The organism is Bacillus sp. RC240 (assembly GCF_044907945.1).
GTDB classification, from domain to species: domain Bacteria; phylum Bacillota; class Bacilli; order Bacillales; family Bacillaceae_G; genus Bacillus_A; species Bacillus_A mycoides.
Genome location: NZ_JBIYCT010000007.1, coordinates 88,628 through 108,868, shown reverse-complemented (window position 1 = coordinate 108,868; position 20,241 = coordinate 88,628). Strand labels below are relative to the sequence as shown.

The 20,241-nt window shown below is 35.0% G+C and carries 12 protein-coding genes and 3 riboswitches; of the genes, 10 read left to right on the top strand and 2 right to left on the bottom strand.

What is annotated here, in order from left to right; all coding sequences use genetic code 11:
- The first annotated feature begins 265 nt into the window (after positions 1–265).
- Positions 266–3,241, top strand: coding sequence for a YhgE/Pip family protein (locus ABH955_RS21200; protein ID WP_404491632.1), 2,976 nt, complete (start codon positions 266–268; stop codon positions 3,239–3,241).
- Positions 3,242–3,280: 39 nt separating this feature from the next.
- Here ABH955_RS21200 and topB read toward each other — a convergent pair whose 3' ends face one another.
- The gene (gene topB / locus ABH955_RS21195) at positions 3,281–5,470 is read right to left on the bottom strand and encodes a DNA topoisomerase III (protein WP_404491630.1); all 2,190 of its coding nucleotides are present in this window, start codon (positions 5,468–5,470) and stop codon (positions 3,281–3,283) included.
- Positions 5,471–5,698: 228 nt separating this feature from the next.
- Positions 5,699–5,808, top strand: a riboswitch (TPP riboswitch).
- Between the two features lie 72 nt (positions 5,809–5,880).
- On the opposite strand from topB, the gene thiM reads away from it, so the two are divergent.
- Positions 5,881–6,690 (top strand): hydroxyethylthiazole kinase, encoded by an 810-nt coding sequence (gene thiM, locus ABH955_RS21190; protein ID WP_404457627.1) that lies wholly within the window; start codon positions 5,881–5,883, stop codon positions 6,688–6,690.
- Between the two features lie 13 nt (positions 6,691–6,703).
- The gene (gene thiE / locus ABH955_RS21185; RefSeq protein ID WP_215553025.1) at positions 6,704–7,363 is read left to right on the top strand and encodes a thiamine phosphate synthase; all 660 of its coding nucleotides are present in this window, start codon (positions 6,704–6,706) and stop codon (positions 7,361–7,363) included.
- A 117-nt stretch (positions 7,364–7,480) separates the two neighbouring features.
- Here the strand turns inward: thiE and ABH955_RS21180 are convergent, their stop codons facing one another.
- Positions 7,481–8,794, bottom strand: a complete 1,314-nt coding sequence (locus tag ABH955_RS21180) for an anaerobic C4-dicarboxylate transporter family protein (protein ID WP_219300385.1) — start codon at positions 8,792–8,794, stop codon at positions 7,481–7,483.
- 282 nt (positions 8,795–9,076) lie between these two features.
- A riboswitch (cyclic di-GMP riboswitch) is annotated at positions 9,077–9,161 on the top strand.
- 140 nt (positions 9,162–9,301) lie between these two features.
- Here ABH955_RS21180 and ABH955_RS21175 point away from each other — a divergent pair.
- The 7 genes from ABH955_RS21175 to ABH955_RS21145 all read left to right on the top strand — a co-directional run bounded on the left by ABH955_RS21175 (position 9,302) and on the right by ABH955_RS21145 (position 19,815).
- Entirely contained in the window at positions 9,302–11,041 is a 1,740-nt protein-coding gene (locus tag ABH955_RS21175; RefSeq protein WP_404457633.1) for a methyl-accepting chemotaxis protein, read from the top strand.
- Between the two features lie 163 nt (positions 11,042–11,204).
- Positions 11,205–14,777, top strand: a complete 3,573-nt coding sequence (locus ABH955_RS21170) for a non-ribosomal peptide synthetase family protein (RefSeq protein WP_404491629.1) — start codon at positions 11,205–11,207, stop codon at positions 14,775–14,777.
- A gap of 51 nt (positions 14,778–14,828) precedes the next feature.
- A riboswitch (TPP riboswitch) is annotated at positions 14,829–14,930 on the top strand.
- 101 nt (positions 14,931–15,031) lie between these two features.
- Positions 15,032–15,352, top strand: a complete 321-nt coding sequence (locus ABH955_RS21165) for an MTH1187 family thiamine-binding protein (protein ID WP_000082898.1) — start codon at positions 15,032–15,034, stop codon at positions 15,350–15,352.
- Positions 15,324–16,097, top strand: a complete 774-nt coding sequence (locus ABH955_RS21160) for an ABC transporter permease (protein ID WP_002091231.1) — start codon at positions 15,324–15,326, stop codon at positions 16,095–16,097. The genes ABH955_RS21165 and ABH955_RS21160 overlap by 29 nt, the downstream gene beginning before the upstream one ends.
- Positions 16,094–17,092 carry an ABC transporter substrate-binding protein gene (locus tag ABH955_RS21155; protein ID WP_002124979.1) on the top strand — a complete coding sequence of 333 codons (999 nt, stop codon included), beginning with the start codon at positions 16,094–16,096 and terminating at the stop codon, positions 17,090–17,092. The genes ABH955_RS21160 and ABH955_RS21155 overlap by 4 nt, the downstream gene beginning before the upstream one ends.
- Positions 17,089–17,838: an ABC transporter ATP-binding protein gene (locus ABH955_RS21150; RefSeq protein WP_404491628.1), complete on the top strand. Its 750-nt coding sequence runs from the start codon at positions 17,089–17,091 to the stop codon at positions 17,836–17,838. The genes ABH955_RS21155 and ABH955_RS21150 overlap by 4 nt, the downstream gene beginning before the upstream one ends.
- A 444-nt stretch (positions 17,839–18,282) precedes the next feature.
- Positions 18,283–19,815 carry an ABC-F family ATP-binding cassette domain-containing protein gene (locus tag ABH955_RS21145; protein WP_404457640.1) on the top strand — a complete coding sequence of 511 codons (1,533 nt, stop codon included), beginning with the start codon at positions 18,283–18,285 and terminating at the stop codon, positions 19,813–19,815.
- The last annotated feature ends 426 nt before the right edge of the window (positions 19,816–20,241 follow it).

Here is a 20,241-nt window from a genome sequence, read left to right as displayed (position 1 = left end):
TTTTGATAAATACAAGTATTCCCAAGAGAAAATACTTGTATTTTTTATGACATTTCCTATATATTTGTTATTATTGAATGTAAAACTAATTTGGTCATTTTGTATGCATACTTTTTTTACTTCGTTATATAATGAAGTAAGTGAAATATTTAATGGGAAAAATAGTATGTTTTCGTTTAATCCACGATGTAGAAAGTGATATAATTACAAAATGTATGTATCATTTTCTAAAGAAGGAAAAATATATAATTAGGTGATAACTTTTATGAAACAAATTTGGCGTATTTATAAGACAGATTTACGGAATGTAGCCAAACATTGGGCTGCAATTGTTATTGTTTTAGGGTTAATGATTTTACCATCGTTATATGCATGGTTTAACATTAAAGCTTCTTGGGATCCTTACGGAAATACGAAAGGAATCCAAATTGCAGTTTCTAACCAAGATGTTGGATCAAATTTAAGAGGGAAAGATATTAACATCGGGGAAGAAATTGTAGATTCACTTAAGAAGAACAAAAATTTCGGGTGGAAGTTTGTTGATGAAAAGCAAGCAATTTATGGAGTAGAGCGTGGAGATTATTCCGCAAGTATTACTATTCCAAAAGATTTTTCTGAAAAGATTGCAACGGTCTTGAATGAAAATCCACAGAAACCAGAACTTGATTACTATGTAAATGAAAAAGTAAATGCGATTGCACCGAAAATTACAGCTAAAGGTGCATCGGGTCTTACAGAAGAGGTTAGTAAAAACTTTGTTAAAACAGCAAACGGTGAGATTTTTAAAATCTTCAATGACCTTGGAATCGATTTAGAAACTAACTTACCGAGTATTGAGAAGGTCAAGGATCTCGTATTTAAGTTAGAAGCACAGTTCCCAGAAATGAATACACTTGTGGATAAGGCATTAGATGATGCGACTCGGGCAGAAGATGTTGTGAAAGTAGCACAAAAAGAGTTGCCAGTTGTAGAAAGTGTTATGAATGATGGGCAAGAGGCGTTAGGGAATTTAGATAAATTCTTTGCGAGAAATGATGAAACATTGAAGCGTGCACCTGGAACAATTAAGAATAATTTAATTGTAATGCAACAAGGTTTAGATAGTGCGGCAGCAATTACGGATTTCTTAAAAAATCCATCATTTGATTCTAATCTGACACTTCCAGATCCGGCTAAATTCCCAGTGTTGCCCAATATAACTATTCCGCAAGTACCACAAATACCAGAAATTCCAGCGTTACCGCAAGTGAATGGTGAGGGGTATAAAAATATTGCTAAAAATATTGATCAAACTGTAAATAATGTTTTTAGTTCGATACGTGTCGGAACAACTTATGCACAAGGTGTTATAAACGGGTTGCAAAATGGTAATTTGGATCCGGAAAAAGCGAAACAAGATCTTAATAAGGTTTCTGAGACGCTGCAAGGTCGAGCAGATAGTGTTTCATATTTAATTGATGTCTTTACTAAATTTAAAGAGTCTGCATCAACTGATTTTGGAAAAGAATTCTTCCAAAAGAGAATAGAAAAATTAACAAACCTTAAATCAGCTATTGAAAATGCAAATGGTGGCGTTAAAGATATTGCCAATATTATTGGTACAGGGCAAGAAGTGAAACAAGATGTAAGAGACGCTACTAATAAAAAATTAGATGCAATAAATAACTTGGTAAATCAAGCAGAAGCAGATTATAATGCTACGTTTGTAGCAGATTTCGAAAAAGCAGTAAGCACAGCTGAGCAATTGAAAAACAAAGCTGAAAATGTAAAAGAAGATGCTCAGCAGTTAAGAGGGAATTTAAATCAAGATATAAAAGCGGCAAATGATTTAGTAAACCAAACAAATGAAGCATTAGACAATGGTAGAGAAAAATATGATAAGGCTGTAAATGATTACAGCAGATTAAAAACGGAGCTTGAAAAAGCAAGAGAAGACTTAAGTAACAAAGGTGTTAATGGATTAGATTCTACAAAAGTAGCCTTAAATGATTTAAATGGACAGTTCAAAGCAGGATGGAATTTAGTTAATGATATGATTCCGGTTATGGAAAGTACAAATAAAGTTTTGGGCGATGTGAATAGTGATAAAAATCTTAATGGCACAATTGCTAAGTTAAATAAAGTAAAAGATGGTTTGCAAAAAGGAATCGATTTAACTGATAAAGGAATTGACGCTATTAATAAAGGTCAAAAACCAGCAGCAGATGTTATTGAAAGTATTAATCAAGTGTCTAAAAATGTTTCGGGCCAAATTGGTGACATTTTAGCTAAATATGATTCAGAAATCGTTCCAAACTTTAACGCAGCAATTGCTCGTACAAAAGAGATGTCTAAAAATACATCTCAAATTTTAGGCGAGGCAGATAAGAAGCTTCCAGATGTGAAAAAATTACTTGAAGATTCATCAAAAGGCTTAGTAGATGGTCAAAAGAAAATTGCAGATATTAAAGCTGAAATGCCAGCTACTGAGAAAAAGATTAAAGAATTAGCAGATAAAATTCGTGATTTTGAATCTGAAGAGGATATAAAAGACATCATACGCTTATTAAAGAATGATGTTGAAAAGCAAAGTGACTACTTTGCAAATCCAGTAAATTTAAAAGAGAATAAATTATTTGCAATGCCGAACTACGGTTCAGCAATGTCACCATTCTATACAGTGCTTGCATTATGGGTAGGCGCATTATTAATGGTTTCATTATTAACGGTAGAAGTACACGAAGAGGGCGCGAATTATAAGAGCCATGAAGTTTACTTCGGACGTTTATTAACATTCTTAACGATAGGTCTTTCACAAGCGTTTATCGTATCAATGGGAGATATATTCTTACTCGGTACGTACGTAGTCGATAAGTTCTGGTTTGTGTTATTTAGTTTATTTATTGGGGGAGTCTTTGTTTGTATCGTATACTCACTCGTTTCTATTTTCGGAAACGTTGGGAAATCGATGGCGATCATTTTACTTGTACTGCAAGTAGCAGGATCAGGCGGAACATTCCCAATTCAAATGACACCACCGTTCTTCCAAGCGATTTATCCGTTCTTACCATTCACATATGCAATTAGTGCAATTCGTGAAACAGTTGGCGGAATGCTTTGGGATATAGTAACTAGAGATTTACTTGTGTTAAGTGTTTTCGTAGTAGTTATGATTGTTGCTGCGTTATTACTGAAAACACCAATTAACAAATCAAGTGAAAAATTCGTTGAGAATGCAAAAGGAAGTAAAATCATTCATTAATAAAAAGGTTCCTACCGATAGAGGTAGGAACCTTTTTATTTAATCAAATTTTAATTTCTTTAATGCTTCTGCGAATGGATTGTTTAATGGTTCTTCTTCTTTGTTCTGCTGTTTCATATATTTTTGAACGTCGCGTTTATCAGCTTTGCTGCCGGAGTCTTTTTTACGTCTCTCTTGGAATGTAGAAAGTTTCTCACGATAGCCACATTTACATGCGAAAATTTGGCCTGCTCCTTCACCACGAAGTTCTAGTTTCTTTTTACACTGAGGACAGCGTGCATTTGTAGTGCGGGATACATTTTTACGGTGACCACATTCGCGATCTTGGCATACAAGCATTTTACCTTTTTTACCGTTTACTTCTAACATTGGTTTACCACAGTCTGGACAAGACTTCGTTGAAATGTTGTCGTGTTTATATTTCTTATCACTCGATTTAATTTCAGCAACAATTTCTTTCGTATAGTTCTTCATTTCTGAAATGAATACTTCTTTCTTTAATTTTCCTTTAGCGATAGCTTCTAACTTTTGCTCCCATTCACCAGTTAGTGTAGGAGATTTCAGTTCTTCTGGCACTAAATCAAGTAACTGACGGCCTTTTGAAGTAATGTGAATATCTTTACCACGTTTTTCAAGCAAGAACGAATTGAATAACTTGTCGATAATATCAGCTCGTGTAGCTACAGTACCTAATCCACCAGTTGACTTTAACGTGTCAGCAAGTTGTTTGTTTTGCGTATCCATGTATTTTGTTGGATTTTCCATCGCTGAAAGTAATGTTGCTTCATTAAAACGTGCAGGTGCTTTCGTTTGACCTGATGTTTGGACAATTAGTTTTATGTTTAATGTATCGCCTTTTTCGATGCGAGGTAAGATTTGTTCTTTTACATCATCGCTTGCATCATCATCTTCAAATCGATTTTCATAAACCTCTTTCCAACCAGCATGTAAAATCGTTTTTCCGCGTGCGATGAACGTTTCATCACCAATTTTCGTGCGCAATGTTAGTTGTTCATATTCAAAGGCTGGGAATAAAACAGCTAAGAAACGTTTTACAACTAAGTCATAAATTTTACGTTCTTTATCTGTGAAAGCTGAGAAGTTTACATAGCTCTCTGTTGGAATAATTGCGTGATGATCGCTTACTTTACTATCATCAACAAATGATTTGTTAGATTTTACAGGTTTCTGCAATACTTTATGTGCTAAAGGACGGTATTCTCCGACTCCGCAAGCCTTCAGACGCTCTGGAAGTGTGCCGACAATATCAGATGAAATATAGCGTGAATCTGTACGAGGGTACGTTAAAACTTTATGCTGTTCATATAATTTTTGCATAATGTTTAATGTTTCTTTCGCAGAATAACCAAATATTTTATTCGCATCACGTTGTAGTTCAGTTAAATCGTAAAGACCAGGGGCGAACGATTTCTTTTGTTTTTTATCAATGTCTACAACAGTAGCATGTTGCTTACTAATTTTGTTCACGATTGCATCAGTTTTTTCTTTATTAAAGCTACGGCTATTTCCTTTTGTATCTTGCCAAGTTAGCTTTAATCTCTCAGCTGTTTGAGCTTCGATACCATAGTAAGTTTGAGCTTTGAAATGTTTGATTTCATCTTCACGGCTTGCAATCATGGCTACAGTAGGTGTTTGAACACGACCACAATTTAGTTGGGCATTAAAGCGAGTAGTCAATGCTCGAGTCGCATTAAGTCCGATATACCAGTCAGCCTCTGAACGTGCGACAGCTGAAGCGTATAGATTGTCATATGCTTTTCCTGGTTTTAAATTTGCGAAGCCATCTTTAATTGCTTTATCGGTAACAGATGAAATCCATAGACGTTTAATCGGTTTCTGCATTTTAACTTTATCGATAATCCAGCGTGCGACCAACTCCCCCTCACGACCGGCGTCAGTAGCTATAATGATTTCATTTACATCTTTTCTAAGAAGCTGACTTTTTACAGCGTTAAACTGTTTCCCTGTTTGTTTAATAACGGTTAGTTTTAAACGCTCCGGTAGCATTGGTAAATCTTCTAAATTCCACTGTTTATATTTCACATCATAGCTTTCTGGATCAGCTAATGTAACGAGATGACCTAAAGCCCAAGTAACAATATATTTACTACCTTCAAGATAGCCGTTCCCTTTTTTATCACATTTCAGTACACGTGCGATATCACGTGCAACAGAAGGTTTTTCAGCAATTACAATACTTTTTGCCATATTTAAAAACATCCTTTCAAATTTCCATACGTTAAATATAGCATACATCTTTGTTCTATTCAGTCTTGCTGACGGTTTGAGTTATTTGTGATGAAATATACGTGTGAGAGTTTTACTTATATAAAGGAGAAGAATGGTTGAACTAGGAGAGTTATGATCTCTATCATTTTATAAAAGTAAAGAACTTGTTATTTTATTAGAATAAGAGTAGACTTTGAAGTAGATGAATACTAAACACATGGGAGTTTGTGGATGCAAACTGAGAGTATGACTAATCCGTCATTGACCATTTGAACCTGTTGGATAATGCCAGCGTAGGGAGAGTGTAAAAGCACATGTTCAGGCACTTTGCGTACGCGCAAAGTGTCTTTTTGTGTATCTCCCATCACTATAGTTAGGGGATGAGAAGGATGAATATGAAAGAAATTAGTAAAGTAGTGGATTTGGTGAGAGAATCTAATCCACTCGTTCATAATATTACAAATGTTGTTGTAACAAATTTTACAGCAAACGGTTTGTTAGCATTAGGAGCATCACCTGTAATGGCGTATGCAAAAGAAGAAGTAGCAGAAATGGCTAGCATTGCGGGAGCCCTTGTTTTAAATATGGGTACACTTCGTCCTGAAGAGGTAGAAGCGATGTTACTTGCTGGTAAATCAGCAAATACGAATGATGTACCAGTATTGTTTGATCCAGTTGGGGCAGGAGCAACTTCTTATCGAACAGAAGTTGCGAGATATATTCCAGCTGAAATCGATTTAGCTGTTATCCGCGGAAATGCAGCTGAAATAGCTAACGTTATTAATGAGACATGGGAAATTAAAGGTGTAGACGCTGGTACTGGAAACGGTAATGTTGTAAATATTGCAAAACAGGCAGCGGATGAATTAAATACAGTTGCGATAATTACTGGACAAGAAGATGTTGTTACAGATGGAGAGCGAACTATTCTTATTCGAAATGGCCATCCTATTTTAACGAAAGTTACTGGAACAGGTTGTTTACTAACTTCTGTAATAGGAGCATTTATAGCGGTAGAAAAGGATTATGTAAAGGCAGCAGTAGCGGCATTAACATTCTATGGAGTAGCAGCAGAAATAGCGGCTTCGAAAACAGTAGAGAATGGACCAGGAAGCTTTCAAATTGAATTTTTAAATCAGTTAGCGAATACAACTTCAGATGATATTGAGAAGTATGGAAAGATTGAGGTTATACAGTAAGGAGGGGAACTAGATGTCGCGCATTACAATGGATGAAATGTCTAGGTTATTACGAGTATATTTTATTATGGGAAGTAACAATTGTACGAAGGAGCCACTACAAGTATTGAGAGATGCACTTGAAGGCGGTATAACAATTTTTCAATTTCGTGAAAAGGGGGAAGGGGCTTTAACGGGAGAGAAACGTATTGATTTTGCGAAAGAACTGCAAGCGCTTTGCAAGGAGTACGATGTACCATTCATCGTAAATGATGACGTGGAACTAGCCCTCGAGTTAGATGCAGATGGCGTGCATGTTGGACAAGATGATGAAGGAATTACATCTGTTCGTAAAAAAATGGGAGATAAAATTATTGGAGTATCTACACATACAATTGAAGAAGCACGCTGGGCGATTGAAAATGGAGCCGATTATTTAGGAGTTGGTCCAATTTTTCCGACGAGTACGAAAAAAGATACAAAAGCGGTTCAAGGAACGAAAGGTCTAAAGTATTTTAGGGAACAAGAGATTACAATACCGATCGTTGGGATTGGTGGGATTACAATTGAAAATACAGCTTCTGTTATAGAAGCGGGTGCGGATGGTGTTTCAGTTATTTCAGCGATTAGCTTAGCGGAATCTGCGTATGAAAGTACGAAGAAATTAGTTGAGGAAGTAAATAAGAGTTTGTAGAAAAAGCCCATGTAATATTTTAAATGCTATATGGAGGAATAGACTGCCAAAAAAGTTTAAACAAACGTTTGATTAAAAAAGCACAAACCTTTTTAAATAAAGGTTTGTGCTTTTTCTTTAAAACATAATTGAAATTAAGAGCATTCCAATTCCAATAGAAGTAAAGGTTGCGATCAGGCCCGGAATCATAAAGCTATGATTTAAAACATATTTACCAATTCCTGTTGTACCAGTACGGTCAAAGTTAATTGCAGCAACGATTGTCCCGTAGTTTGGAATGAAGAAATATCCATTTACTGCAGGGAACATCGCAATAAGTAATGCCGGCGGAATACCAAGTGATAGTCCAAGTGGCACTAAAGCACGAACTGTTGCTGCTTGGCTATACAGTAAAATAGATAGAATGAATAGTGCAATAGCAAATAACCATGGTGCACTTGTCACTAAGTGTTGAATTGATCCTTGAATTATATTTAAGTTTCCGTTGAAGAAAGTATCTCCCATCCAAGCGATACCAAAAATAGCAACAACTGCTGTTGCGCCTGCTTTAAAGACGTTACCAGTTACAATGCTTTCCACATTTGGTTTACAGAAAATAATAATAAGAGCAGCAATGGTTAACATGACCATTTCAATTGTGTTTGGCATGGAAAGACGAGCTAACTTTCCGTCAACCATCCATCCCGGACGAAGGGCTTCAAATGAACCAAGAAGTACGACAAGGAAAGTTCCTACTAGGAAAAGGATAACTGATAATTTAGCGCCTTTTACACCCGAAAATTCTTTTTTTTCTTCAAGTTTAGGGATCATTCCCTCTTTTAATCGCTTCAAGTATTCAGGGTCTTCATTTAATTCTTTTCCCATTTTACTAGCAACGAATGCAGCTACCATACAAGCAATAAAAGTAGAAGGGATACTGACTTTTAAAATATCTAACAAGGTGATTTTATAGTCGGCTAACATTGCTAAAAGCGCAACTGTTGCAGCCGATATTGGACTAGCTGTAATTGCCTGCTGGGAAGCGATAACGGCAATTGACATTGGTCGTTCAGGTCTAATTCCTGATTCGCGAGATACTTCGGCGATAACGGGAAGTACAGAATAAGCGACATGACCAGTTCCCGCGCATAGCGTGAATAAATAAGTAACAATAGGAGCAAAAAATGTAATACGCTTTGGATTTTTTCGTAATGCTTTCTCAGCAAGGTAGACAAGGTAATCCATTCCTCCAGCAGCTTGCAAAGCACCGGCAGCTGTAATTACTGCTAAAATCATAAGCATTACATCAATAGGAGGAGCTGTAGGTTGTAAGTGGAAGACGAAAACAAGTATTGCCATACCAACGCCACCCATTACTCCTAGACCAACTCCGCCCAGGCGTGCACCAATAAAAATGCAGATTAGTAACGTAAGAAATTGTAGCCAAAACATGATAAACTACCTCCGAAATTCGTAAGTTAAGATATATTCGAATAGTTTGATTTGAGTGGAAATTAAGTAATGATCCGAAATAATCCTTGTATTATATACATTTTTTATTATATAACACAAGAAATGTAACATTCACGTACTTTGTTAAATTATTTCGAAAAAATAATACATTAAAACTTTATATTTATATCTATAAATAGGTGGACATTTTAATTTTTATGTTGTAATCTTTGATAGAGAATAATTTAATTCTCATAGAACTCCCATATCGTTCAACTCGTTCAGCGAGAAAGGCAAACTGATGGAAACATTAGGACGCAAAACTACAGGAGCTAAGGTCGAAAGGCTACGCTAGCCAGTTACCGGACGGATAGGGTTGGTCTTGACCAATGCTCTTTTCATTGGTCTTTTTTTTTTATATATAAACTTGAGAATCGTTATCAGTTCGGTGTGTTTATGTGTGGATAGTTTCATTTTAGATGGAGTGAATTGAGAAAGGTGATGTTAATGAAAAAATATTGGCACAAGCTATCGTTTCTTCAAAAAAATGTATTGTTAACTGTACTAGTTATCTTGACGCTTGTTGGTAGTATGGGGGCGTTAAGTTTTAACATGTTTCAAAGTAGTATGATGTCTTTATTTGAAAGACAGTCTATTGAAACAGGAGATGCAGTATTACATAAATTAGATGCAGAAGTAGTGAGAGATGTTGCGAAAGATCCGACAGCAGAAAAAGAGAAGAGAACGAAATTAACAGAGCAATTAGATGAAGTTACCAAAGAATTAAAAAGTGTTGGACAAACGTATGTTATTGGGGCAAAACCAAATACAAAAGGTGAGCTACAAGTATTTGGTTTGACTACAGAGTTAGCAAACGCTGTTCCAGTAAAACCGGGAGATTATTATGAACAACCGGCTCGTTGGATGAAAACATACGATAAAGTAATGGCAACAAAAAAAGTACAAATGACGGAAGTATATGAAGATGAACTAGGATTTTGGGTAACGATATTAGAGCCGATTACAGACGGAGAAGAAAATATTGTTGCAATTGTTGCAGCTGATGTAGATGCTTCTATTGTTCCTAGTACAAAGAAGAAATTTATTATGCAAGGTTTAATGTTTATATGTATTTCAGTTTTAATTGCGACAGTTATTCAATTCTTGATTGTGCGCAATTCACTTGCTCCATTACGAGATTTACGTGAAGGATTGCGTAAAGTGGGTGAAGGAGATTTAAGTATTAAATTAGAAGAAAGACCAGATGATATTGGTATTATTAATGTGTATTTTAATACTACAATTGAGAAGTTTAAAGGAATTATAGATAAAGTGAAGCAGACGGCCGAACAAGTTTCTTCATCTTCACAAGAATTGTCAGCAAGTACAGAGGAGAATAGTATGGCAGTTCAGGAGATTGCAAGCTCTATGGTAGGATTAAGAGCTGGTGCTCAGTCTCAAGAAGCTTCTGTACAACAATGTTTAAGTATTGTACATGAGATGGGAAATAAGATGAAAGAAATAACAGGGGCTGCCAAACAAGTTGCAGTTTCCTCAGAAGGTATGGAGCAACATTCAGTTGAGGGTAATGGAGTTATTGAACAAATCATTAATCAAATGAGTTTAATCCAAAATGCAGTACAAGATTTATCTTCTATCATTTATTCATTGGAAACAAGATCAAAAGAAATTAGTGATATTGTAACTGTAATTACTGGCATTTCAAATCAAACAAATTTATTAGCTTTAAATGCTTCCATTGAAGCTTCACGTGCTGGGACAGCTGGGAGAGGGTTTGCAGTTGTTGCAGATGAAGTTCGTAAATTAGCAGAGAAAACGGAAGCGTCAGCAAAAGACATAGCTAAATTAATAGGGGAAACACAATCTGAAGCAGAAGATGCGGTAGTCTCGATGCAGAAAGGCTCAAAAGAAGTAGAGTCTGGAATTGCACTTGTTCAAAGTAGTGGTGCCTTCTTTGAGAAAATTTCAAAGTCAGCACAATCTGTTACAAATCAAGTTAGAGCCGTTTCTAGCAATTCAAGTGATATTCTGCAAAATAGCCAAAATATTGTACAAGTTGTAAATGAGCTATCCCATATTGCAAATACATATGCAAACAGTAGTAGTAACGTTGAAGAGAGTATGAAGGAGCAAGAAATGTCTGTGCAAGATATAGCAGAATTAGCAACTTCTTTAAGTTGGCTTTCACAGGAGTTACAAGAGTTGATTGGAGAATTTAAAAGTTAATAAAAAATATAAGGTGTAGATATAATCTGCACCTTTCTTTCTTTAATCAATAGTCTAATATCTGAATTTAAGGATGTTGGAAGTGGAATTTTAATCAGTGGGGGATGAACACCCCCACTGATTAAAGTTTCACTTTATTTTATGGAGAGCGAGAGGATTCAGTATGAGTATTTTCTTAAAACGTTCATATATGGAGAGATATGAACAATTTTTACAACAAAATTATGAACCACTTATGATACCGAAGGATTTTCAAGTAAACGAATATAAGCAGATGAAAATTAAGGATATACAAGCGATCGAACATAGTAAGTTAGATATAATAGTCGCTACTTTTGTATGGTTGCATCATGTTAGTAATGAAAAATGTATAGTGATTCCTCATTATATGGAACAGAGTAGTTATCCGTTATGTATTACGATTTCAGAGGAACTTTCTTATGAAGAGCTAAAAGTAGAAATTAATGATCAAATTGTGCAGTTAGAAAACATGGAAGAAGTACAAAAGGTATTATTACAATATGATGAGGGGAAATGGGGGAAACCTGCAGTTACAGTAGGAAAAGAGAATAGAAATAGTCAGTTGAACTTTATTGAGTTAAAGAATAATTACTTTGAGGTTTCTTATAATAAAATGCAATTGGAAGAAAAAACAGCGACTCGTTATATAGAGCAAATTGAGTATGTATTACAGCAAGGAATTACAAACGAGAAGCAATGTATTGTATCTATGGATATTATTCCAGAAGAAGAGTTAGCAATATATAAAGAGATAAATCATACAGAAGTACCATATCCGAATAAGAGTATTTCCGATATGTTTTATGAAACAGTAACAAAGTTTTCAAATCGTATAGCCTTGTCTTCAGTAGAAGGAACATTAACATATGAACAACTAAATAAAAGGAGTAATCAAATCGCTCATATGTTATTACATAATGGAGTGAAGCAAGGTGATTATGTTGGTATCTTCATGAAACGAAGTATTGATACAGTAGTAAGTTTATTAGCGGTTTTAAAAGCAGGCGCTGCGTATATTCCAATCGATCCAGATTATCCTGCCAATCGGGTGCAGTATATTATTGAGGATAGCCAATCGAAATTAGTGCTAACAAAAGAAACAAAAATTCCATATGAAGGCATTCGAGAGTTGTCTCTTTATAATATTGAAAAGTTTTCAGATGCAGATGTGAAATTGTTAATTCATCTTGATGATATTGCATATATGATCTACACATCAGGTTCTACAGGAAACCCGAAAGGAACAATGCTTGCGCACCGCGGGGTAGTTAATTTATGTACATGGATGCAAAGACATTATGGATTAACTGAAGAAGATGTTTTTGCACAGTTTCCATCATTTAGTTTCGATGCGTCTATTTGGGAGTTATTTGCTTCATTATTCTGTGGTGGAAATGTATATGTTTTATTAGATGAGCAAAGACTTTCAGTCGATGCTTTTGCAAATGCAATTTATAAAGAAAAGGCAACATCTATTTTAGGATTAGCTACAATTTTCTTACAACAAGTAGCAACATACCTTCCAGATGAAAGTAAATATAAGTTGGATTCATTAAAGAGAATTGCAGTTGGTGGAGAAATACTTACTGCTGAAGTAGTGAAATTATGGCGACAGAGAATTGGTACTCATGTTCAATTGAATAATGCATATGGTCCGACAGAATGTACAATTACAACAACTACTTATCCAATTCCAGCGGAGTTAAATGATAAATTTGCTAGTATTCCAATTGGGAAGCCAGCGGATAATTATAAAGTTTGGATATTAAATGACAATATGAAAGTTTGTCCAATTGGTATTCCAGGAGAATTATATATAGAATCAGTAGGTATCGCGAAAGGTTACTTTAATAAGCCAGAGAAAACAGAAGAAGTGTTTATTCCACACCCCTTAAATTACGATAGTAGGATATATAAAACAGGTGATGTTGTTAAAATATTGGAAGATGGAAATATTGAATTTCTACACCGTAAAGACAATCAAGTGAAAATTAGAGGGCACCGAATTGAACTAGGTGAAATCCAAAATACAATTGCAAAATATGAAATGATAAAAGATGCCGTTGTATTTACGAAGAAAAGTGAAGAAGGTAGTCATTATTTAGTTGCTTTCTATACAACTGTTAATGAAGTTGCTATGGAAACCTTAATACACGATTTAAGAGAACAATTACCAGATTATATGGTGCCATCTAAGTTAATTTATATTAATGAACTGCCACTTACACCAAATAAAAAGGTTGATGTGAAGCGATTAGCACAACTGGAAGAAGAGTATGAGCCAGTTCGTTCACAAGAATATATCGCACCATCTACTGAAGCGGAAGAAAAAATAGCAAAAGCTTGGATTGATGTATTAGGTGTCTCAAAAGTTAGTGTCCATGACGACTTCTTTACAGTTGGTGGGCATTCATTAAAGGTATTACGAGTTTTAACTTTGCTTAAAGAGGATTTCCCGCATTTAACAATTCAAGACTTTTTCCAGGAACGCACAATATATGGGTTATCGCAAATTCAAAGGGAATTAAAAGTAGAGGAAGAAGACGTATTCCGTGAATATAAAGTAATTCATGAGCCAGCAACAATTTCACATATAAAAGAAGTGAAAAGCGGTAAAGTTTCAAATATCTTTTTAACAGGAGCTACTGGTTATTTAGGTTCTCACATATTGTATGAATTACTAAAAGATACAACAGCACATATTTATTGCTTAGTAAGACCAACGCAAGATATACAACAAAGAATTGTTAATACATTAACAAATTACTTTGAAAATATAAAAAAAGAATGGCTACAACGTATAACAGCAGTACCTGGTGATCTTGGGGCAGAGAATCTTGGTATGAGTGAGGAAGAATTTAAAGTCATTCGTTCCGAGGTTGATACTGTAATTCATTGTGGTGCAGATGTAAGACATTTTGGAGATGTGGCTCAGTTTGAAAATGTGAATGTGCAAGGAACGGGTCGTATGCTAGCGTTAACTGAAGAAGGAGCGACATTCCACTTTGTTTCAACAATTGGTATTCCGATAGAATTAGCGATGGATCAATGGGATATATATGAAAAAACAGGTGATTTTAACTACGATGTGGTGTTGGAGAATGTGTATTCTAATAGTAAACTACAGGCAGAAAACCTTGTTCGTGAAGCGATAAAAGATGGTGTACGAGGAAATATTTATCGTGCGGGTAACTTAGCTTGTCATTCAAAAACAGGAAGGTTCCAACAAAATATTGAAGGAAATGCATTTTATCGTCTGATTAAAGCGATGTTACTTATTGGACAAGCTCCGAATGTAAAGTGGAAAATTGATTTTACACCAATTGATTTTGCTAGTAAATCGATTGTAGCATATGTACAAGATTCACAAATAGCTGGAGAAATGTTACACATCTGTCACCCATATCAAATTGAATTTGAACATTTTATAAAGCTAATTGAGGAATGTGGATACAATCTTGAAATGGTTCCACTCTCGCAATATATAAATATGGGGCTTATATTAGCGAAGGAAGATGAAGTAATAGCAGAGCTAATTGCTTCTCAAGTTGCAGGAGATGGAGCACAGCAATCTGAAATTGTAATGGGTACTCGTAGAACGAATGAATGGATTAAGAAAAAAGAACTGGTAGTGCCAGCGATTAATAAAGAATTTATTCAGCAATTATTAGCTCATGGTGAAGAAGTTGGATATTTTCCAAAAATAATGAAATGATATGTACGCTTTTGTTTGTTCAATAAAATAAATCATGCTACAATGAAAACGAATTAAGAACCGGGGAGCCAATTGGCTGAGAGGATGTAAGTATACATCGACCCTCAACCTGATCTGGATAATGCCAGCGTAGGGAGTTACTTTAAAGTGATGTAGCATAAGTTATTATAGAATAACTTGTATACAAGGCTTTCCTACATGGTAGGAAAGCCTTTTCTTTTTTGGGAACCATATTTTGTAAGGGGGATTTGATTATGTCACAACAAGTTACAATTTCATTTTCAGTAGTACCACAAGCGAAGAACAAAGATGTGTATTCCGTTGTTGATAAAGCAATTGAAGTTGTACAACAGTCGGGAGTTCGTTATGAAGTAGGGGCAATGGAAACAACGTTGGAAGGAGAATTAGATGTACTTCTTGACGTCATTAAACGCGCACAACAAGCTTGCGTCGATGCTGGAGCAGAAGAAGTAATCACTTCTATTAAAATTCACTATCGTCCAAGTACGGGCGTAACGATTGACGAAAAAGTTTGGAAGTACCGTGATGAATATGCAAAACCAGAAGCGATCTAAAATAATCACAACAATTTGGCTTATCCTTCTCATTGCTATATGGGAAGGATCTGTTTCATTATTTAAAATTGAGCCGTGGATTTTACCGAAGCCTTCTGCAATTGTGCAAGAGTTAATTGGAATGAAAGATTTACTATTACCGAATACAGTGCAAACGTTACAGGAAGTAATAATTGGGTTGTTTTTTGCAATTTTACTTGGGACGAGTATTGCTATCATTATGGATGTCATCCCTTTATTTCGGATTTTAATGAATCCGTTGCTCGTTATTTCGCAAACAATTCCAATCGTTGTGCTCGCACCATTATTTATTATTTGGTTTGGATACGGAATGTTGCCAAAAGTAATGGTTGTTATTCTTGTTTGTTTCTTCCCAATTGCGCTTAGCATTTTAGAAGGTTTCCAAACGGTAGATAAAAATATGCTGAAACTGTTACAAACAATGAAGGCAACGAAATGGCAAGTTTACCAGAAAGTAAAGTTTCCAGCAGTACTCCCATACTTTTTCTCAGGTTTAAAAATTGCTGTTACATATAGTGTGATGGGGGCGATTATTGGGGAATGGCTTGGTGCCAGTGAAGGATTAGGAGTTATGCTTACAAGAGCAACAAAATCCTTTTTAACGGCTCGAGTATTTGGCGTTGCAGCGATTATCGTCATGGTGACATTATGTCTGTACTTTATTGTTGAATTTATGGCAAGAATAACAGCACCATGGATATACAGAAAGGGCGGCAGAAAATGAAAAAAGGTTTAAAAATTATGTTAGCTGCATTATTAGCAGTAACTGTTGCCGGATGTAATCCGGCGAAGAAAGAAGAAAGTTCAAGTAAAGATAAAAAAGTAAAAGTCGTTTTAGATTGGTTTCCAAATACGAATCATACTGGCTTATATGTAGCGCAAACGAAAGATTATTACAAAAAGCAAGGGCTTGATGTAGAAATTATCCAGCCTGGTGATAATGTAACGGCAGAGCAGATGATTGCTTCTGGGAAAGCAGACTTTGCGATAAGCGCACAAGAAAATGTAACATTAGCTCGTGTTGAAGGAATCCCAGTTGTTTCTGTTGGTGCAATTATTCAGCATAATACCTCTGCTTTTGCATCTCTAAAAAAAGATAATATGACGTCACCAAAAGATTTTGAAGGTAAACGTTACGGCGGCTGGGGGGGACCAGCAGAAGAAGCGACGTTAAAGACGATTATGGAGAAACATCAAGCTGATTTTAATAAAGTTGAAAAAATTATTCTTGGACAAACAGATTTCTTTAAATCAATCGGTCGTGATGCAGACTTTGAATGGATTTATTATGGATGGGATGGAATTGAAGCGAAGCGTCAAGGAAAAGAGTTAAACACAATTATGGTAAAAGACTTAGATCCAGCGCTTGATTTCTATAGTCCTGTTATTATTACAAGTGAAAAACATACGAAGCAAGATAAAGATTTTGTGAAAAAATTTATGACGGCAACGACAGAAGGTTATGATTTTGCAATTAAAGAACCGAAAGAAGCTGCTGATATTTTAATTAAAGCTGTTCCAGATGTGAATAAAGAATTAGTACAAGAAAGCCAAAAGTGGTTAAGTACAAAGTATCAAGATGATGCAAAAGCGTGGGGAGTACAGAAGGAAGAGATTTGGACAAATTACATGAATTTCTTATATGACAACAAAGTTATTAAAAAGAAAATCGATGTAAAAGATGCCTTTACAAATGAATTCCTTCCAAGTGAAAAATGAGTGGATTACAAATAAAAGATATTGTAAAAGCTTTCGATGGAAAGAATGTATTAGCAAATATTAGTGCTTCTATACAAGAGGGAGAGTTTGTCTCTTTTGTAGGTCCGAGTGGTTGTGGAAAAAGTACATTATTAAATATGATTGCAAGTGTTGAAGAGCCAACGAGCGGAGAAGTATTTTATAACGAAGAGTATGTAAAAAAACAAGATGTTGTTAGTTATATGCCGCAACAAGATTTATTACTACCGTGGCGATCGGCTTTGCAAAATATCGTTCTTTCATTGGAAATTGAAGGAAAGCCTAAAAAACAAAGGCTGACAGAAGGAATGGAAGCATTAAAGCAGTTTGAGCTAGATGAATATGCGGACCATTATCCAGATGAGTTATCAGGTGGAATGCGTCAAAGAATTAGTTTCCTTCGCACATATTTATGTGAAAAGCCAATTATGCTACTTGATGAGCCTTTTGGAAAATTAGATGCATTTACAAAAATGGAAGTACATAGTTGGCTCTTAAATTCTTGGCATCAAGAAAAGCAAACAATTGTTATGGTTACACATGACTTAGATGAGGCAATTTTACTTTCTGATCGCGTATTTATTTTATCTCAAAGACCAGCATCAATAGTTGGCGAGGTACAAGTGGAATTACCTAGGCCGCGAACGATGGATATGTTAACATCTCTTGAGTTAAAGAAGGATAAGGAAGAAATTTTAAGAGTATTAGCTCCTTATATGAAAAAATAGAAAAAGCCTTTTAACAGTTTTTAGTATAATTGCTGTTAAGAGGCTTTTTTCTATTGAAGGAGAAAGATGAAATCTATAGGGGAAATAGTGGATTCATTAACATCGGATAAATTGGAAGAAGGAACAAAAGAAAAAATAGAGAATAGAATATAACAGAGTAGTTTATACTCTTAATATAACAAATGTTAAAGGAGTGAAAGGATAAAATGACTTTATCAACTGTTCTTCAAATGGTTTTAGCTTGATACGGGAGAAGTCTGCCCATTTTTAACGATTAAGCTAAATTGAAGACAGCAGGTAAAGAACCTTAATCCTTTTTTACGATAATATGTAATGGGTAAGGTGTATTCACCTTACCCATTTTTTATATGCACAATTAAATAAGGCTTTATACTGTTGTTCTCTCTATTTAGCTTATGGATCATAAGAAAAGGAGAGAAAAAAATGAGTATATTAACAGTAGAAAATGTAAGTCATTCATATGGTGAGAAAACCATTTTATATAAAGCGTGCTTTCGATTATTAAAGGGCGAACATGTTGGGCTAGTAGGGAAAAATGGAATTGGAAAATCCACATTATTACGCTTGTTAACAGGAGAACTTATACATGATGATGGAAACATTGAATGGTTTCCACATGTGAAGATTGGCTTTTTACAACAGCATATAGATTTACAAGAAGGCATAACAATTGAAGAATACTTGCAAAGTGCGTTTTCTAACCTGTATGAGTTGGAACGTGACATGTTAAAACTTACAGAAGAGATGGCTGGAGCAGGAGAAGTAGGAAAATTGTTAGTAAGGTATGGAGAGTTACAAACTATATTGGAGAATTCTAATTTTTATCAAATTCATACAGAAATTGAGGAAGTAGCAACCGGCTTAGGCTTGTTTGAAATAGGATTGGAAAAGGATGTTTCAAAGTTAAGTGGTGGTCAGCGGACAAAGTTGTTACTTGGGAAACTCCTTTTAGAAAAAGCGGATGTTTTATTATTAGATGAGCCAACTAACTATTTAGATACAGCTCATATAGAATGGTTGCAATCTTATTTACAAATGTATGAAAAAGCTTATATTATCATTTCGCATGATGAAATATTTTTGAACAATATTACGAATGTTATTTATCATCTAGAAGAACGAAAGGTTAAGCGCTATGTAGGAGATTATGAAACCTTTTTGCAAAGTTATCAATTACAAAGGAAACAATTACAAGCGGCGTATGCGAAACAACAAAAAGAAATTGCACATTTAGAGGGTTTTATTCAAAAAAATAAAATTCGTAAAGCGAAACAAGCGAAAAGTCGTGAAAAAGTATTAGAGAAAATGAAAAAGGTTGAAAAGGTTAACGATGTACCTCGCGCCCGTTTTGATTTTAATGTTTATACTGAGCCAGTGAGTCGTATATTACAGGTAGAGAAACTGAAAATTGGTTATGGTGAACCGTTATTTCCGGAATTGGATTTTCAAGTGAAAAAAGGGGAAAAGATTGCGATTATTGGTCATAATGGGATTGGAAAAACAACAATGTTAAAAACGTTATTAGGACAAATAAAGCCGATAAGTGGTTCAATTTCTGTTGGTGAGCGAGTAAATCCTGCCTATTTTGCACAGGAAGAGTTTGCTTCAGAAACAACACCATTAGAGAAAGTTTGGGCAGAACGACCAGATATGACAAGGAAAGAAGTACGCCAAGCATTAGCAAAGTGTGGCTTGAAAGAAGAGCACGTATTAAAACCTATTCGTTTATTAAGCGGCGGAGAACAAACGAAAGTGCGTTTATGTGAACTTATCGTAACGAAAAGCAATGTTTTAATTTTAGATGAACCGACTAATCATTTGGATATAGAAACAAAGAAGTCTTTGCAGGAAGCGTTACAACAATATACAGGAACAGTTTTACTTGTCTCACATGAGCCTTCTTTCTATGAAGCGTGGATAACAAAAGTATGGAATATTGAAGAATGGAACGTTTAAAAATAATCACAAAGAAAAGGCATTAGCTTTTATGAGCTAATGCCTTTTCTTTGTGATTAACATGATTTTCGAGAACTCTCAAATGAGAATTGTAAGAAAAAGAACTCTTATGGTGCGCTTATAAGCGCACCATAAGAGTTCTTTTTCTTTGGTTATATTTATAATAATACTAGATGCCTTTCCCTAATAGGCTACTATCTTTGTATCTATATATAGATAGTTTGAAACGGAATGGAAATGATTCCTATATGTAAAGGATAATGTGATTAGTATGGGAAGACAATAGAACTTAAAGGGAATTCATGTGAAATTCAGATGAACTTCACATAAACTTCATATTAGAAACTAAATATAATTATAATAGGTTATTATAATATCCATTTTCGATTTTTCGTAAAATTTGTGTTCGATTATCGTTTAAATAAA

Excerpts from the sequence above, each read along its gene's own strand:
- ABH955_RS21200 (WP_404491632.1), top strand. The coding sequence starts at position 266 with ATGAAACAAATTTGGCGTATTTATAAGACAGATTTACGGAATGTAGCC.
- topB (WP_404491630.1), bottom strand. The coding sequence starts at position 5,470 with ATGGCAAAAAGTATTGTAATTGCTGAAAAACCTTCTGTTGCACGTGAT.
- thiM (WP_404457627.1), top strand. The coding sequence starts at position 5,881 with ATGAATATGAAAGAAATTAGTAAAGTAGTGGATTTGGTGAGAGAATCT.
- thiE (WP_215553025.1), top strand. The coding sequence starts at position 6,704 with ATGTCGCGCATTACAATGGATGAAATGTCTAGGTTATTACGAGTATAT.
- ABH955_RS21180 (WP_219300385.1), bottom strand. The coding sequence starts at position 8,794 with ATGTTTTGGCTACAATTTCTTACGTTACTAATCTGCATTTTTATTGGT.
- ABH955_RS21175 (WP_404457633.1), top strand. The coding sequence starts at position 9,302 with ATGAAAAAATATTGGCACAAGCTATCGTTTCTTCAAAAAAATGTATTG.
- ABH955_RS21170 (WP_404491629.1), top strand. The coding sequence starts at position 11,205 with ATGAGTATTTTCTTAAAACGTTCATATATGGAGAGATATGAACAATTT.
- ABH955_RS21165 (WP_000082898.1), top strand. The coding sequence starts at position 15,032 with ATGTCACAACAAGTTACAATTTCATTTTCAGTAGTACCACAAGCGAAG.
- ABH955_RS21160 (WP_002091231.1), top strand. The coding sequence starts at position 15,324 with ATGAATATGCAAAACCAGAAGCGATCTAAAATAATCACAACAATTTGG.
- ABH955_RS21155 (WP_002124979.1), top strand. The coding sequence starts at position 16,094 with ATGAAAAAAGGTTTAAAAATTATGTTAGCTGCATTATTAGCAGTAACT.
- ABH955_RS21150 (WP_404491628.1), top strand. The coding sequence starts at position 17,089 with ATGAGTGGATTACAAATAAAAGATATTGTAAAAGCTTTCGATGGAAAG.
- ABH955_RS21145 (WP_404457640.1), top strand. The coding sequence starts at position 18,283 with ATGAGTATATTAACAGTAGAAAATGTAAGTCATTCATATGGTGAGAAA.